A 15,730-nucleotide genomic window follows, 5' to 3' on the forward strand; every position below is an offset into this window, starting at 1 on the left:
TTTTATATTAATCTTGGGCTCCATCCTGTCCCTCTGCTTCAGCCTGTGCTGCCTCTTGTGCTAATTTCTTCTGCCTTTCAATTTCATCGATGCGCATGACAATATATTCAATATTTTTCAACTGCCAATATTGTCTTTGCAATCTTTGAACAAACTTTCGCTCATTCTTGTTTGTGGATTTATAATAATCTTCTACAATTCTTATAAAAGGACCTGGTTGTGCAAAATAGCTTAAGAGCAGATGCAATTCGTCTTCTTTTAAAGGAAAATACTTAAAGTATGTGTAGAGCCAATCTACACAATCCTCACTATTCTTTGGGTAGGTCTTCAAGGCTCTTGATAAAAATGGCAACAAATCATGCATTGGAGAACCTTGTCTGCTATCCTCGAAGTTAGCAAAATAGCCATATCCCCTGTCATCAAAAATAAAATGCTCTGTCGATAACTTTCCATGGGAAATGACAACCCGTGCTTTGTTGTCATCCTTTGTTTTCTCAAACCATTCTTTAAATTGATTGGTTGAATAGCGAAGGGCCTGACTAATATCATTATAATAAAGACAAAAGAGCAGCTCGAACGGAGACATATACCACTGATTTTCACAATGCTCTAAGAACCCTTCAACAAATTCATTTTCCGTTTCCCATTCGTGAATGGTAGCCTCATAATGCTCCTGTTTCTCTTCTTTATTTATTGAGACCTCTCGGACTGATAAGGTATGAAGCCTAGCTAATTCCCTGAACATTTGCTTATGCCGCTCATCCTGATCTTCCTTTACTTCATTCGGTAGCCACGGCATTAAATAATACAAATGATTTTGGTGAATAATGGCATATCGTCCATCTAACGTCGGGTAAATAGGAACAATTCGATTGTAGCCCCTTTGATAAAGGTACTGTACGTTTTTAATAAAATTGGTACCGTGTGTCGGAGGAATTTTTTTCAATGCAAAGACACCTTTGTCCCCATAAATTCTACTCACCTTCCCAAAATCTTCCACAAAATGAGGGGTTACCCCAAAATGTTTCAAAATCGGAGAAACTTCCTTCAATTGATTCCTTTTACTCACCCGAAACCACTTCTTCCCTGTACATAATAAAATAGCCGAGCAGGTTTTTCCTCCCCACCCAGCCTGTTTTCATCATGTGTATATTAAGGTCCCTTAGCTACGTTAATTGTGAGCAACTGTAGCTGGAATATAGAGAACCTGCCCCTCATAAACATCTTGATTAACCTCTAAATGATTCACCTTCAACAGTTGTTGAACAGAAATATCATATCGCTCAGCTAATAAATCAAGCGTATCTCCATTTTGAACAATGCAGACCCTTAGCTTTGCTACATCCTCCTCATTCTCTTTACGAGCCAAGAATTCAGTTATTGAGATACCTTGCTTTTTCGATTTCTTCTTTTTCTTTTTCTTACTTTCAACTTCCTCTTCTGCAGGAGATTCTTCTTCGAAGGATGGCTCCTCGTATTCTATCTCCGCTTCTTCCACCGTCTCAGGCTGGTTCAAATTAGCCTCAGCATTCGATCCATATTCACTTCTTTGAGCTGAGAAAGATATATCTGGATAGTCTGGCTTTTCTGCTTGATAGACTTGAAGAGTTGGAATACTCTCTTGCTCAATTTCAATTGGCGCAGCCTCATCTTCAGGCTCTTCAGAAGTTTTTCGTGCTTCAACCTCAAACGGTTTAAATAGTTGTGCAGTCGGAGAAACCGGTTCTTCAAATTCCTGTACCTCTTCTTCTAGACTTTCCGATTGGTTCAGCTCAGGTCCACGGAAGGCAAACTCGTGCACTTGCACTTCTTCTTCGACCTCTAATTCTTCCTTCTGTTCATCGCCTTTTAAGCCGGTAATCGTTAAATCCGCAGTTAGCTTCATACAGCTTCGTTCAGGAAATGCATAATCAAAGGATTCAATTTCAACATCAAGATCATAGATACTAGCAATCCGGTGTTGTGGAATCGTAATATCCACTGGGAACCGATGGGAAAATTCTGTGATCCCTTCTCCTCTTTCCTCTACCTGCTGAATAAATTTAGGTGATGCAGGGAATTCTTCTTCTTCCACTTCTACGGAGTGGCGTTTGTACTCTCCTGTTAATTGCAATGCCCCTTCGATCGTTACGTACTGATCATTTTCATGAATGGTTATATTTGGGTCAAGCGAAATTGTGATTAACTCCGCTACTTCCTGTCCTTTTTGAAACCATACCGATTCTTCCAAGGAAAAACGTAAGAATGACTCATTTCCTTCAGACAAAGCGACTCCTCCTTTCGTATCCTCCCATTAATCACCATGTCATTAACAATTTATGAGTAGGCAAAGTCTTTTATGATAAATTTGCATATAAAAAAAGCCACCAAAAGTGGTGACTACATCATTTCACATTTTATTCAACAAACGCGCCCTTTTCTTGAATAAGCATTCACATGATAATTAGCTGGTCTAGTCTTTATTCAACCTGACTTTTATACACATCATTACAATAATCAAGTATGTATTTCATACACTGTATAGTATCATTAACCCGTTGTTTCTTAGAATAACAGTAACGAACGTTTACACCTTCTCGAATACTAATCGCTTCTAGAATGATATCATGCCATCTTTTTGGCATATAACTGATTGCATATTTACCCGCATCTACTTTTGAAATGACATCATGTTCTTTAAGTGTATAGAATTGACGCAACATCCCAGTAATAGACCATTGTAATTCCCAATCCACAAATTTGTTAGGCACTAGAAGCGCTATTCCTTTGAATCTTTCATTTCTTATTATTCGATTTAACCAATAGGTGTTCATATTGTTTAACACATAATCCACTAGATCACTTTCATCAACATCAAAATGAAATGAAGTTATCTTAGGTCCAATTATGTTGACTCCTTTGTCTTTCAAAATCCACCAAGTAATCGGATTAGTAACATGATTGCTCCAACCTACCTTGCCTTGGTTTACGCATAAACATTTTTTTATTTCAGTTTGCTTCTTGCCCATGTCTTCCCAAAGTAGGTAGCATCCGTCCATCCCTGTCTTTTTGTGTTTATCTTCTAATTCTCTATGGATATTAGATAATACTTTTACCTCTGCTTTAGTTAGTTGGCGATTTACAATTCCAACAAAGTCAATATCACTAGAGCCACTAATATAAGCGTTTAGGGCAACTGAACCGTATAAATATAATCCTTCAAGTGTATTAGGAATTCGCTCATGAAATAATGACATATACTCACTTAGAATTTTTTGGACAGGTATGGGAACTTTTGAATCCATATAATTATTCCTTCTTCCATTTGAGCTTTTTCCATTCGAATAATTCAATTTACAAACAAAAAATCCCTTCTTTTATTCAAAAAAATGGCCTTTACATAAAAAAAAAAGCGAATTTCTTATTCTGGAATTGCGCCCTATTGCTGAAGATAATATATAATTACTATTAGCTGGTTTTATTGAAGATCATAGGACAACAAACACTACTCGTTAATTAAATAAAACTATTTGGCCTATTATTAAATTTAGGAGGTTATGTTATTCCTTTTGAACAATGTCCAAACTTGATCTGCCATATATTCGGGTGGATGCGGCTTTTGGTTTATAATCCACCATTCTAAAGTTCCTACAAAAGCCGTTGCAGTAAACTCTATAATTATTTCCTTGTCCATCCCTTGATTAATACCCTGCATATCGATCTTTTCTTGAATACTAGAAGTAAGGTTTTTTTGTATACCTTCCCTGAATATTGAAGTTTTTTGACTAGAAAGCATTGAAGAAAAGAATAGAAAATTCTCCTGTATATAATTAAATAAAGATTTCAAAGCCTCTTTAGCCTCATTCTCATCTACTTTTTCCTGTATAAACTTAGTTAAAGTACAAGAAGAAATCATTTTGTCCAAATGATCTTCTATACACCTATTGAGTAGGTCATATTTATCAGTATAGTGAAGATATATGGTTCCTCGATTTACATTTGCCCGTTCAGAAATATCATTTATGGTAATCCGATCAAATTCCTTCTCAGAAAAAACTTCAAGAAACGCCCTGTTTATGGCTTCTTTTGTTCTAAGAATTCGTCTATCTGTTTTATTTCCAATAGCCATCTTTCATTCACCTCCGTTTTTAATGAACACAATTCAAACGTTTGTTGTATATTGAACAAACGAGTGATGATTAGCGATTGTAATTCCTTTTCCTATCTCTATAATAATAATCAACGGCCGCATTATGTACAACACGTGTTGAATAAAATTTGTTTTAAATTTTGGAATAAACATTGAAATTACCTAAAGGAGCGTTAACAATTGGAAAATTTGAAATCTAAGGTAATCATTATAACAGGAGCATCGAGTGGAATTGGAGAAGCAACTGCTAAGTTTTTAGCCAAAAACTGTGCAAAAGTAGTATTAGCTGCCAGAAGAGAAGAACTACTCAAAATAATCGTAAACGAAATAAAAAAGGAAGGTGGGGAGGCTGTTTATATGCAAGCCAACGTGACTTCGGTGGACGATATGCAAAAACTCGCCCATTTTGCTGTGGAACAGTATGGTCGTATTGATGTCCTTATTAATAGTGCTGGAATCATGCCGAATTCTCCTTTAAATGAACTTAAAATCTATGATTGGGATCAAACGATTGATGTGAACATTAAAGGTGTGCTGTATAGCATTGCATCGGTTTTACCAACGATGAGAAACCAGCAATCTGGACATATTATCAATATATCTTCTCTAATGGGACACAAAGTAATTCCAAGTACAACTGTTTACAGTGCGACCAAATTTGCCGTGCGTGCTATAACTGAAGGTCTTCGTCAAGAGGAGTCTCCTAACTCTAATATCCGTTCAACGAACATCTCACCGGGTATGACAGCAACAGGAGTTCTTGAAGAATATCAAGATTATCCTAGCATTTCTCCTTACAGTGTGGCTAGAGCAATTGCATTTGCTATAAATGAGCCCGCTGATGCTGGAGTTAATGAAATTATAATCCGCCCTACACTTCAATCAATCTGATCTAACGATATTACTAGAATGACTGCCCTTGCATGTTATCATGAAGGGCTTTTTAAATTCATTTCCAACTATAAATGCTCCTTTTTAAACTTACCTGTACCAATACTTTAAGTACGGTTCTTCACAAGTTTCTATAAACTTTTAACTATTATCCTCAACAATCTGGCCCTTAAATGAAACTAGACGCATTCTGTATTAGAGAAATGCGCCCTTTTAAGGATCGATACTATTACTAATCCTATACGCTGGCCCATGCTTATTAAACATTTAGCCAGCTGATATCAATTAATTGTATTCCACTTCAAAATCTTTAACGTAAACAGCATTTCCGGTAATCTCTATATCGTAACAATCTTTATTTTTAGAAACCTGCACCATAACCCTGCCATCTTTTTCAATTTCGTGACCTTGCTCTACTATAAGATTTAGAGATTCTTCAAAATGACTATTAATGTATTTAGCATAAAATGCTCCCATTACCCCCGAAGCAGTTCCAGTCACTGGGTCCTCTATTGTACCAGAATAAGGTGAAGAGAAATGACGTGCATGCATATGAGCGTTGGAATCATATGTTTCCAAACAAAATGGATGAATAGATGTTTTGGGCATTTCTTTTAATATAGCAGGGAATAATTTATTATCAGGTTTCATTTTTTGAAATGCATCGAGTTTATTTATTGGAATCAATAATGTCCAAGTACCTGTACTGCCGTATAGAATTGGTAAATCATCATCAATATCCTCTTTTGTCAATCCAATTGAGTTAGCCAAATCTTCTTTTGAACCCTTAAATTCTTCAAATTGTGGCGAAGTTTGTTTCATAGTTATGTATATTTCATTATCTGCAGTCAAATTAATCTTTATCGGTAAAATTCCTGCCTTTGTTTCAATTGTAAAATCCGTTTTTTCACCTAACAAACCTCTTGTTTTTAACGCATAAATAGTTGCCATTGTTGCGTGTCCGCAGAGGTTAATTTCATGACCCGGTGTAAAATAACGAATTCTAAGGTCAGCAACTTCAGATTTAACCGGAAAAGCAGTTTCATTAAAACCTACTTTAAAAGCGATTTCTTGCATTTCCACTTCTGTTAGTTCATCTCCATTTAAAACAACTCCTGCAGGATTCCCTTTATTGGCTACTTGACTAAATGCATCATAATGATGAATCTTTACCGATTTCACGTTTCAATCCCCCTATTTATTTTCTGAATTTTTAAATTTGCCCTTTTATTTTACCATTAATTAATACATCTTTGTTTAATTACCCACCCGTTTGCTTTGCTCAATTAAATGGCTCGTTTGCGGAAAATAATCTTAGTTAAGTGAAAAAGCACTTAAACATTAATAAATGTAATAAAATGAAAAAATAAACTGTTAATGATGTTCTTATTAAATAAAGGCTATCCATGCACGCGCACATTGATAGCCTTTTTCTTATGCGTTTTAATATTTGAAATTGGTGTAACGGAAGCCATTTCAACGTCTCCCCATTTTCTGAATAAGATAAGCGTCTGCCCACAATTTTAAATAAGTCCCCCAAAACCTCCCCCAAATAGATGGGGAAGAATATATAATTCTACAAAGCTGAAAACAAATAAAAAACCCTAAAAACATTGATGTAACAATGTTTCTAGGGTTTTTGTTATTGCTCTTTACAAAGCAATTCAATTAACGAGAGTAGAACTCAACAGATATAGTTTTTTGGGAATAAAGAAGGAAAGAGTGCGAAAATTACCATTATCGCACTCATTTGTTTGTGGTAAAATTTGTATTATAAGTAAATACTCAAAGAATTATTCTAGCTGAAAGTCTATGTCAATATAAAGCTTTACGTGGTTAATGCAACTTTTATAATATTTAGAAATAGAAGGGATATTATTTTATGTCTGAATTTACTGAAATTACTGATGAAATGATAACTAACCTACTTACTCATACAGACTCCTTAATGAATCATATTTACTTTATAAACCAGACTTTTAATTTAAAGCCTAATAAAAGACACTATGGAACATGCATTAATTATGTTGATTTACAAGAATATAGGGAGGAATTTTTAGAGGAACTTGTAAATACAATTTGTGAATGGGTTTATTCAAATACCAAAGCCCAAAAAATAATTGATGAAATGATGAATGATGAAAATCGTTCTATACAAAATGCAAATTCAAAACTTCGGAAGTTGTCTTTAAGCTATTTTCGCGATAGAGATGACCGGAAATTAAATTTGCAGGGTCAAATTGGTGAACTTATTTTATTTAATTTTATTCAACATTATTTTAAGGCTGTACCTCTGATAAGGAAAATGCCTATTACAACGTCAACTGGTCATGAAAGATTTGGTGCTGATGCGATCCATTATAAAAAAGAAAATGATAAAAATATTTTAATTCTTGGAGAGTCAAAAATTTATACAAAAGCTTATAGATTTAAGGCCGCATTTGAAACCTCCATCACCAGTATTTTATCAACCTTTGAAAATCATAGAAAAGAGATTGGACTATATATTTACAATGATTTTCTGGACGAATCACTAGAAAAGGTCGCTAGGGCATATAAGAGGGGGATACTCAAAAACACCGAAGTTCATTTGGTTTGTGTTATTGGATATAACGAGACATCTAAATTGAAACTAACTAGTGAAGCTGAGATAAAAGCTCAATTTGAAAAAATAATTTTAAATCAATGTAAAAAAATAGAAAGTAAATTATTTGAAACGATTGAAGAAAGTTTATTAGAAAGAATTAATTATATTTTATTTCCAGTTTGGGAACTAGATGATTTAGTAAAAGAATTCCAAGATCAAATTCGTTAATCAATGAGGTGATACAATTGTTAGGTGACTACAGAATGAACCAATATGATAGAAGTTTAGTAACAAAATTACTCAAATATGATCTAGAGTTTGTAGCGAAGAAGCTTCAATTCATTAATAATCGTAAAATTACTTTGGAAGATAATGAATTACCAGAAATAATCGGTTTAATCGATGAACTATCTATGAACTCAGATGAAAAGTCTCAAAAAATTGTAACATTGTTGTGTACTTTACTTTTTAAATATAAGCATGAAAATTGGAGTGGGCTGAATGAATTCTTAGTTCTAGCACTTTCAAGGATTGGTTTGTCTCCAACAGCAATAATGGTAGACGAAGACTATGATACTATAAATAACAAACACTTACGTTTTAGTAGTTTTATATCAGAATTGTCCGTCTCGATTAATAGAAGGAACTTCGAAGTTGAAATTATGGGGAATAAATTTACTCTAACAAAATTTCAAAAGGAAGTATGGGATAAAATTGATAAATTCAGAATTATTGGAATATCAGCACCTACTTCTGCCGGTAAGTCATTTGTAATTTTATTAAAAGTAATAGAAAAGTTACTTTTCAAAAAAGGTACAGTTGTATATATTGTCCCTAATTTGAGTTTAGTATCTCAGGTTTCTTCTGATTTTAGAAAAGTTTTAAATAAATTTAGCATAAAGGATTACAAAATTTATAATTCTTTCGATGAGAATGAGAGGTTAGAAAATAGAATATATGTACTTACTCAAGAAAGGGCAATAGGTGCTTTTGCATACATGGAAAACCCATTTCCAAATTTAAGATTTCTGATTGTGGACGAGATTCAAAATATTGAAAGAGTGTCATCAGAAGACGATGATCGATCTAAAACACTGTTTGATACCTTAATAGAATTTAGAAATAATTCATTACCTGACAAAATTTTAATATCAGGTCCTAGAATAAAAAAAATTGAAGAATTAGCAAAAGATATCTTTGGAGAAGACGCAATAGAGCAAGAAACAAAACAGTCACCAGTAGTGAGCTTAACATATTCTGTTAGCAAGAAAGGAAATAAATTTTATTTAAAGCAATATTCAGATGTAATTGAAAAACCGAACGTCTTATCAATAAATAATCCGGAATACATAAATGGAATAGGTAAACAGCGGTATACAGAAAACTTTCATAGATACTTAAAGTCAATAATAAAAGGTCTGGGAGAAGAATCAATAAACATCATTTTTTCACCTAATGCAGTTCAGGCGAGGAAAACAGCCCTTGCAATTAAAGAAGAATCTGGAAGTGCGACTAGTTGTGATAAAGTTTCTGAATTAATTGATTATGTAAAAAGGACGGTTCATCCCAAATACGATTTAGTTGAAACTTTAAAGTATGAGGTAGCATATCATCATGGAAGGTTACCACATCATATTAGAAAAGTTCTTGAGAGTGCAATTACAAATAAATTAATAAAAAATGTTGTCTGTACTACTACTTTAATGCAAGGAGTAAATTTACCAGCACAAAATGTAATAATAAGAAATCCAAATTTATTTATTGATAAAAGACGGGAAAATCCTCCCAAATTATCTAATTATGAATTTGCAAATCTGCGTGGTAGAGCAGGTAGATTAATGAAAGACTTAATAGGAAGAACTTTTGTCCTCGATGAAAACTCGTTTGAGATTGAGACTAATGAGCAGGAGTCACTTTTTGAGTCGTTGGATAAGGAATTAAGGGCTGGATATGAAGATAATTTTAATATTAATAGAGATATTCTTATAGATTGTTTAGTGAATAATACTCCTTCCAATGATGATATAGACAGTTCCTATCTGTTGCCATATATAAGATATAATTTGTTGAAGTATGGGTTAGATGCTAAAAAGAGATTGGAAGAAGTAGGGATAAGTATTCCTGAAAACCAATTAGTGAAAATCAAAGCAGCAGTAGAAAGTTTGTCAGTCCCAAAGGATATTTGTATTCTTAATCGATATTGGGATCCTATTGAGTTGGATAAATTGTATAATGAAAAAAATAGACCTTATTTACCAAGCTCGCCAATTGAAAGAAGTATTTCTAATAATCTGTATTATTTAATCTTATACATGAAAGATAAGGTTCCGTTCTACTACAAAAAGCATTTAGGAATACAAAATGAAGGATTAATTTTTTCTCTTTGTATTAATGCTGAAAAGTGGATAAAAGAGACTTCTTTATCGGAAATTTTGGATACTGAATATCATAATGATTCAAGTAAAATTGAAAAAACTATTTCCTTACTTCAAAATACGATTACATACAAACTTCCAGCGTTATTAAAACCGCTTTACAACATTTTCTTACCTGAAAGTAGTTTTTTGTCTTATTTGGAAATGGGGTCTTATAGGGTTATTACAAGAAAATTAATTGAAATGGGGGTGCCGAGAGAGACTGCATTATTTTTATCAAATAATTATTTAAATGATATTGATGAGGAAGAAATAAACTTAGAAGAAATACTATATAGTAGATTAAGAAACATTAGTAATCATATTAATTACTGGGAAAAAGTTCAGTTGGAAAGTATTCTATAATTATTGATGACCTTTTTGTTATATTACAGTATCTGTATATCTAATTTTAATCTTATATATTAAGAGTGCGAAAATAGCCAATATCGCACTCTTTGCTATTTATAAGAGAAATGGCCCGTATTGATCGGATATTATCGCTATTAGAAAAAATTTGGGAGCAACTGATTACGGCCATAGGAATGTACCACTTCTGCCAAGTTTTTTACCGCCGATTATCACAAGATTTACCACTTGTTGCCAACACGTTTACCATTGGAGGAATGTCAAGAAAACCGCAGATTTACAATGTTAAGGATTTTGAGAGATAAAAAAAGTCTAATTCCTCTGCATTTTTACCGAGGAATTAGACTAATGATCTTCCACAATCGCGCCCGTTTATGGAAGATCGTTATTGAAGCAATGCATCATCATTAAAACGATTAGATTCGTTTAGATTTAATCAAAACCATGATCCAATAATAGGATATCGAAAAGGACGCCCATTAAATGCTTTAACAATTCCAACAATCGGAGCTATTATAGCAATGAGTCCAAAAATAATGAGGAATGGAATCCCGATTAATATCCAAGAAAAAAAAGCAGACACCGAGATTAAAATACCTATCACAATATGAAAAACCAAAGCCTGTAAGGATAAGCTTTTAACTTCTCGATCTGAAATAATAAAATAGGTGATAATGGGAACTAGTATAGGTGCAAACCAAGTACTAGCATGAATCAAAATTTTGAATCCCTTATTTTCCATTTAAAATTACTCCTCTTTGAATCGTAATATTTAACAAACCTTTATTCATTAATTATTATAAAGTGTTGGTTAGAATATTACATCAGGCTATGAACTAAATCGGTATACGACTTTGGTCGTAGTCCAAATCAAAATTCCAGTATGCGAACTATTCTTTCACAATTTCGAGCTACTGAGATTACTCCTACTCCTCTATATTTCCAGATTATGGAACAAGTTAAAAATTCTTTCTTCAACTAAACTGCTCCGTTAGTGTAAGAACATTTTTTACAATCTTAATAGTAAGATTAACATGATTATCTGATAAAAATATCATATCCACTCTCAGATATTTATAGAGGTGAGATTATGATGATTATTGCTCAATATTTATTTTAAATAATCGAACTATGTATTAAACAATCAAACTTTGTTTATAAATCTACAGCATAGGTCTCATACCTTCCGCTCCAACCTTCTTTGAATTACTTCTTATTCCAAGAAACCATTTTGAAAATAAGCTTACATCCAAAGACAAAAAAAGCCGGGCAAATCACAAAAGTGATTCATCCCAGCTTTTTATAAAAATCTATTTCAGCTTTGAAAATGCAATTTCAGCAGCTGCAATTGTTTTTTCAATATCCTCATCACTGTGAGCAGTGGATAAGAATAATCCTTCAAATTGAGATGGTGGTAAGAACACACCTTGGTTCGCCATCTCACGGTAATAGGCACCAAAGTAGTCTAAATTAGAAGATTTTGCTGTTTCATAATTGATGACATGCTCGTTTGTAAAGAAGAAGCCAATCATTGAACCTGCGCGATTCACGGTAATTGGGATATCATATTTTTCAGCAGCCTTTTTCAGACCAGCCTCTAACATATCCCCTTTACGAATGAACTCATCGTAAGATTCTGGAGTTAACTGACTTAGCGTTTCATAACCAGCCGTCATTGCAAGCGGATTACCAGATAGCGTTCCCGCCTGATAGATCGGACCACTTGGGGCAATTTGCTCCATGATTTCTGCACGACCACCATATGCACCAACTGGCAGACCACCACCGATTACTTTTCCAAGACAAGTTAGATCTGGCGTAATACCAAAGTAACCTTGTGCACAATTATAACCAACACGGAAGCCTGTCATAACTTCATCAAAGATAAGAAGAGAGCCATATTGCTTCGTAATTTCACGAAGACCTTCTAAGAATCCTGGAAGTGGTGGAACAACACCCATGTTTCCAGCTACAGGTTCTACGATTACCCCTGCGATATCATCGCCGAATTGTTCAAAAGCAAGCTTGACGCCTTCTAAATCATTATAAGGAACGGTAATGGTGTTACGAGCAACACCTTCTGGAACCCCAGGACTATCAGGTAAGCCTAAAGTCGCTACACCTGAGCCTGCTTTAATTAACAGAGAGTCACCATGTCCGTGATAGCAACCTTCGAATTTTAAAATCTTATTTCGCTTTGTATATCCACGTGCAAGACGAAGCGCGCTCATTGTCGCTTCTGTACCTGAAGAAACCATACGGACGATTTCAATTGAAGGAACTCTTTCTTGAACGAGCTTTGCTAATTCATTTTCCTTTACAGTTGGAGCACCAAAACTTGTACCCATTTCCGCCACTTTTTTAAGAGCTTCCACCACTTGATCATTTGTATGACCAAGGATAAGTGGACCCCATGAAAGGACGTAGTCAATATATTCATTGCCATCAATATCATAAATCTTTGAACCTTTTCCTCGTTCCATAAAAATCGGGTCCATTTGGACTGATTTAAACGCACGGACTGGACTATTTACTCCACCTGGCATTAACTTTTTTGCTTCTTTAAAAGCGGCAATCGATTTTTCATAAGAGCGCATCTTATTCCCTCATTTCCATTGCATTTACTATTTTAAAAAACTTTTAAATTAAGCTTCTCTTAACCATTTCGCGACATCTTTCGCATGGTATGTAATGATGATGTCAGCACCAGCGCGTTTCATGCCTAATAGCATTTCCATGACGACGCCTTTTTCATCTATCCAGCCATTTTGGGCAGCTGCTTTGACCATGGAGTACTCACCACTTACATTATAAATTACTACAGGTATTGTAAAATTATTTTTCACATCGCGAACGATATCCAAGTATGGCATTCCTGGCTTGACGATTAAGAAGTCTGCACCTTCAGCAACATCTGATTCTGCTTCTCTAAATGCTTCTAAGCGGTTCGCAGGATCCATTTGATACGTTTTTCTGTCACCAAATTGTGGTGTACTTTCTGCTGCCTCTCTAAAAGGACCATAGAAAGCAGAAGAATATTTTACAGCATAAGACATGATCGGTACTTCTTCAAAACCAGCTTCATCTAGGCCAGCACGAATGGCCGCAACAAAGCCATCCATCATATTAGAAGGGGCAATGATGTCCGCTCCTGCTTTTGCTTGACTGACTGCTGTATCTACCAATAATTTTAATGATGGGTCATTTAATACTTTCCCATTTTCAACCATTCCGCAATGGCCGTGGCTTGTATATTCACAAAGACAAGTATCAGCAACCACGATTAATTCTGGGTAATGCTGTTTGATTAAACGAGTAGCTTCCTGAACTATCCCGTGATCATGGAAAGCTCCTGTTCCGCATTCGTCCTTTTCATCTGGAACCCCAAATAATAGAACAGATTTAATTCCTAAAGAAACAACCTCTTCGATTTCTGCTAATAAGTTATCTAGAGATAACTGGTACACATCTGGCATAGAAGAAATCTCATTACGAACATTGTTTCCTTCTACTATGAAAAGTGGATAGATTAAATCTTCTACATGAAGATGATTTTCACGAACAAGAGAACGCATCGCTGCAGATTGTCTTAAACGACGATGACGACTAAATGATAAACTCATAATCAATTCCTCCTAAATATTATGTATTTCTAGATAAGCTCCAACTGCTTTAAGCATTTCATAGGATGTATAGATTTCTGGCATGACATGGACGGTCAAGCCGCGCTCCTCACACCTACGTTTTGATACTGGGCCAATCACTGCTACAATACAATCTTGCAAACTATCTAGAAGAGCAAATTCTTTCACAACGTTCATAAAATGATCTATGGTAGATGGACTCGTAAAAGGAAGAACATCTAATTCCTTCTTCTTTAGCAATTGAACTAGTTTTTCCTTACTATCTTCAGGAAAATAAGTTTCATAAATCACAAACTCATCCACAATATGACCTTTATCTCTGAAAAATTGGGCAATCAAATCTCTAGCTAAATTGCCTTTTGGAAGTAATAGCTTGTCTCCTTTTTTCACTACTCGTGAAAACTCTTGAACAAAGCTTTCAGCCACATATTCTTGAGGCTTAAAGTCCACTTGGACTTTGCGTCTTAACAACGATTGTTCCGTCTTTTCTCCAATAACAGCTATCTTTGGAAGCTTTATATCTTCTGTTCCTATTAATGAAAAAAACGTTTCTACCGTTACATTACTCGTGAAAATAAGCCAGTCATATGTATGTAAGCTAGGTATCTGTTGATTTTCGACCGCACGGAAGGCAAGAAGGGGGATTTCAACTGGCACTCCCCCAAGCTCATCTACAATAGCCGAAAAGGATTTAGCGTTCTTCTTCCCTCTTGGAACAAGAACCTTTTTTCCACGTAAAGTGGCGGAGCTCATTCTCCCTCTAGCTCCTTCTTCACCTGATCAATAAGGGCCTTGGCTCCTTTATCTGTCAAATACTTAGCAGCTGCATTTCCTAATTCTTCAGGATTTGTTCCTTCTAGACGTTCTTTGTAAATCGTTTTTCCATCTGGAGATGCAACCAATCCTGTGAACACGATTTTCTCGTTTTCATCGATATAAGCATAACCTGCAATCGGCACCTGACAGCCGCCCTCCATTTTATTAAGGAAAGCACGCTCTGCTCTTACCGTTTGATCCGTTTTCGTGCAAGTAAATTTTTCTAAAAGGCCAAGTAGTTCTGTATCGTTTGCTCGACACTCAATTGATAAAGCGCCTTGTCCGACAGCAGGAAGACATACCTCTGGTTCAAGGAATTCTGTAATCACATCACTTGCCCAGCCCATGCGAGAAAGACCAGCTGCTGCTAAGATAATGGCATCATAATCTTCTGTGTTTAGCTTTTCTAAACGAGTATCAATATTTCCACGAATCCATTTAATTTCCAAATCAGGACGAACTGCAAGAAGCTGTGCTGCGCGGCGCAGACTGCTCGTTCCAATAACGGCACCTTCCTTAAGGTCTTTCAATGGAATATGTCCCTTTGAAATTAATACATCGCGATGGTCTTCCCTTACAGGTATAGCCCCAATCGTTAAACCTTCAGGAAGTACTGCTGGCATGTCTTTCATACTATGGATAGCAAGATCGATTTCTCCATCTAACATCGCTTGTTCAATCTCTTTAACAAAAAGACCTTTTCCACCAACTTTTGAAAGGGTCACATCAAGGATTCTATCCCCTTTTGTCACGATTTCTTTCACTTCAAAATCATAAGAAGGGTCGATTTTCTTGAGTTGCTCAATTACCCAATTGGTTTGGGTTAAAGCCAGCTTACTTCGTCTAGAACCAACAATAAATTTTCTCATGAGAGCCTCCT

General features: G+C 35.1%; 14 protein-coding genes. 4 read left to right on the forward strand and 10 right to left on the reverse strand.

From position 1 onward, the window contains the following. Window positions 1-7: 7 nt before the first annotated feature. The 4 genes from ysxE to FAR12_RS19275 form a co-directional block, all read right to left on the reverse strand. Window positions 8-1,069 carry a spore coat protein YsxE gene (gene ysxE, locus FAR12_RS19260; RefSeq protein WP_126410407.1) on the reverse strand — a complete coding sequence of 354 codons (1,062 nt, stop codon included), beginning with the start codon at window positions 1,067-1,069 and terminating at the stop codon, window positions 8-10. Window positions 1,070-1,171: 102 nt separating this feature from the next. Next, entirely contained in the window at window positions 1,172-2,266 is a 1,095-nt protein-coding gene (spoVID, locus tag FAR12_RS19265; RefSeq protein WP_126410408.1) for a stage VI sporulation protein D, read from the reverse strand. 193 nt (window positions 2,267-2,459) lie between these two features. Next, window positions 2,460-3,284: an aminoglycoside adenylyltransferase domain-containing protein gene (locus FAR12_RS19270; protein ID WP_126410409.1), complete on the reverse strand. Its 825-nt coding sequence runs from the start codon at window positions 3,282-3,284 to the stop codon at window positions 2,460-2,462. 242 nt (window positions 3,285-3,526) lie between these two features. After that, window positions 3,527-4,108, reverse strand: coding sequence for a TetR/AcrR family transcriptional regulator (locus tag FAR12_RS19275; protein WP_246010451.1), 582 nt, complete (start codon window positions 4,106-4,108; stop codon window positions 3,527-3,529). A 201-nt stretch (window positions 4,109-4,309) separates the two neighbouring features. Between FAR12_RS19275 and FAR12_RS19280 the strand changes: the two genes are divergently transcribed. Further along, window positions 4,310-5,020, forward strand: coding sequence for an SDR family oxidoreductase (locus FAR12_RS19280; protein WP_126410410.1), 711 nt, complete (start codon window positions 4,310-4,312; stop codon window positions 5,018-5,020). A 285-nt stretch (window positions 5,021-5,305) separates the two neighbouring features. On the opposite strand, the gene FAR12_RS19285 is transcribed toward FAR12_RS19280, so the two are convergent. Then, window positions 5,306-6,202 carry a PhzF family phenazine biosynthesis protein gene (locus tag FAR12_RS19285; RefSeq protein WP_126410411.1) on the reverse strand — a complete coding sequence of 299 codons (897 nt, stop codon included), beginning with the start codon at window positions 6,200-6,202 and terminating at the stop codon, window positions 5,306-5,308. Window positions 6,203-6,902: 700 nt separating this feature from the next. Between FAR12_RS19285 and FAR12_RS19290 the strand changes: the two genes are divergently transcribed. From FAR12_RS19290 to FAR12_RS23570, 3 genes are all read left to right on the forward strand, one after another. Continuing rightward, window positions 6,903-7,835 (forward strand): HamA C-terminal domain-containing protein, encoded by a 933-nt coding sequence (locus FAR12_RS19290; RefSeq protein WP_126410412.1) that lies wholly within the window; start codon window positions 6,903-6,905, stop codon window positions 7,833-7,835. Between the two features lie 35 nt (window positions 7,836-7,870). Beyond that, window positions 7,871-10,387, forward strand: coding sequence for a DEAD/DEAH box helicase (locus tag FAR12_RS19295; protein WP_126410413.1), 2,517 nt, complete (start codon window positions 7,871-7,873; stop codon window positions 10,385-10,387). Between the two features lie 92 nt (window positions 10,388-10,479). Then, window positions 10,480-10,695, forward strand: coding sequence for a hypothetical protein (locus FAR12_RS23570; protein WP_212734400.1), 216 nt, complete (start codon window positions 10,480-10,482; stop codon window positions 10,693-10,695). Window positions 10,696-10,826: 131 nt separating this feature from the next. Here the strand turns inward: FAR12_RS23570 and FAR12_RS19300 are convergent, their stop codons facing one another. The 5 genes from FAR12_RS19300 to hemC all read right to left on the reverse strand — a co-directional run bounded on the left by FAR12_RS19300 (window position 10,827) and on the right by hemC (window position 15,719). Next, window positions 10,827-11,132: a DUF4870 domain-containing protein gene (locus tag FAR12_RS19300; protein WP_126410414.1), complete on the reverse strand. Its 306-nt coding sequence runs from the start codon at window positions 11,130-11,132 to the stop codon at window positions 10,827-10,829. Between the two features lie 568 nt (window positions 11,133-11,700). Further along, on the reverse strand, window positions 11,701-12,987 hold the full coding sequence (gene hemL / locus FAR12_RS19305; protein WP_126410415.1) for a glutamate-1-semialdehyde 2,1-aminomutase: 1,287 nt from the start codon (window positions 12,985-12,987) through the stop codon (window positions 11,701-11,703). A gap of 48 nt (window positions 12,988-13,035) precedes the next feature. Then, window positions 13,036-14,013 carry a porphobilinogen synthase gene (gene hemB, locus FAR12_RS19310; RefSeq protein WP_126410416.1) on the reverse strand — a complete coding sequence of 326 codons (978 nt, stop codon included), beginning with the start codon at window positions 14,011-14,013 and terminating at the stop codon, window positions 13,036-13,038. 12 nt (window positions 14,014-14,025) lie between these two features. Continuing rightward, entirely contained in the window at window positions 14,026-14,787 is a 762-nt protein-coding gene (locus tag FAR12_RS19315) for a uroporphyrinogen-III synthase (protein WP_126410417.1), read from the reverse strand. Next, window positions 14,784-15,719, reverse strand: coding sequence for a hydroxymethylbilane synthase (gene hemC, locus FAR12_RS19320; protein ID WP_126410418.1), 936 nt, complete (start codon window positions 15,717-15,719; stop codon window positions 14,784-14,786). Before hemC ends, FAR12_RS19315 begins: the two co-directional genes overlap by 4 nt. Between the last annotated feature and the right edge of the window lie 11 nt (window positions 15,720-15,730).

This window comes from Bacillus yapensis, from assembly GCF_005280205.1.
Taxonomy (GTDB): domain Bacteria; phylum Bacillota; class Bacilli; order Bacillales; family Cytobacillaceae; genus Robertmurraya; species Robertmurraya yapensis.

Bases quoted from the DNA above. Each gene is read 5' to 3' on its own strand.
- FAR12_RS19270 (WP_126410409.1), bottom strand. From the start codon at position 3,284: ATGGATTCAAAAGTTCCCATACCTGTCCAAAAAATTCTAAGTGAGTAT.
- FAR12_RS19275 (WP_246010451.1), bottom strand. From the start codon at position 4,108: ATGGCTATTGGAAATAAAACAGATAGACGAATTCTTAGAACAAAAGAA.
- FAR12_RS19290 (WP_126410412.1), top strand. From the start codon at position 6,903: ATGTCTGAATTTACTGAAATTACTGATGAAATGATAACTAACCTACTT.
- FAR12_RS19295 (WP_126410413.1), top strand. From the start codon at position 7,871: ATGAACCAATATGATAGAAGTTTAGTAACAAAATTACTCAAATATGAT.
- FAR12_RS19300 (WP_126410414.1), bottom strand. From the start codon at position 11,132: ATGGAAAATAAGGGATTCAAAATTTTGATTCATGCTAGTACTTGGTTT.
- hemL (WP_126410415.1), bottom strand. From the start codon at position 12,987: ATGCGCTCTTATGAAAAATCGATTGCCGCTTTTAAAGAAGCAAAAAAG.
- hemB (WP_126410416.1), bottom strand. From the start codon at position 14,013: ATGAGTTTATCATTTAGTCGTCATCGTCGTTTAAGACAATCTGCAGCG.
- FAR12_RS19315 (WP_126410417.1), bottom strand. From the start codon at position 14,787: ATGAGCTCCGCCACTTTACGTGGAAAAAAGGTTCTTGTTCCAAGAGGG.
- hemC (WP_126410418.1), bottom strand. From the start codon at position 15,719: ATGAGAAAATTTATTGTTGGTTCTAGACGAAGTAAGCTGGCTTTAACC.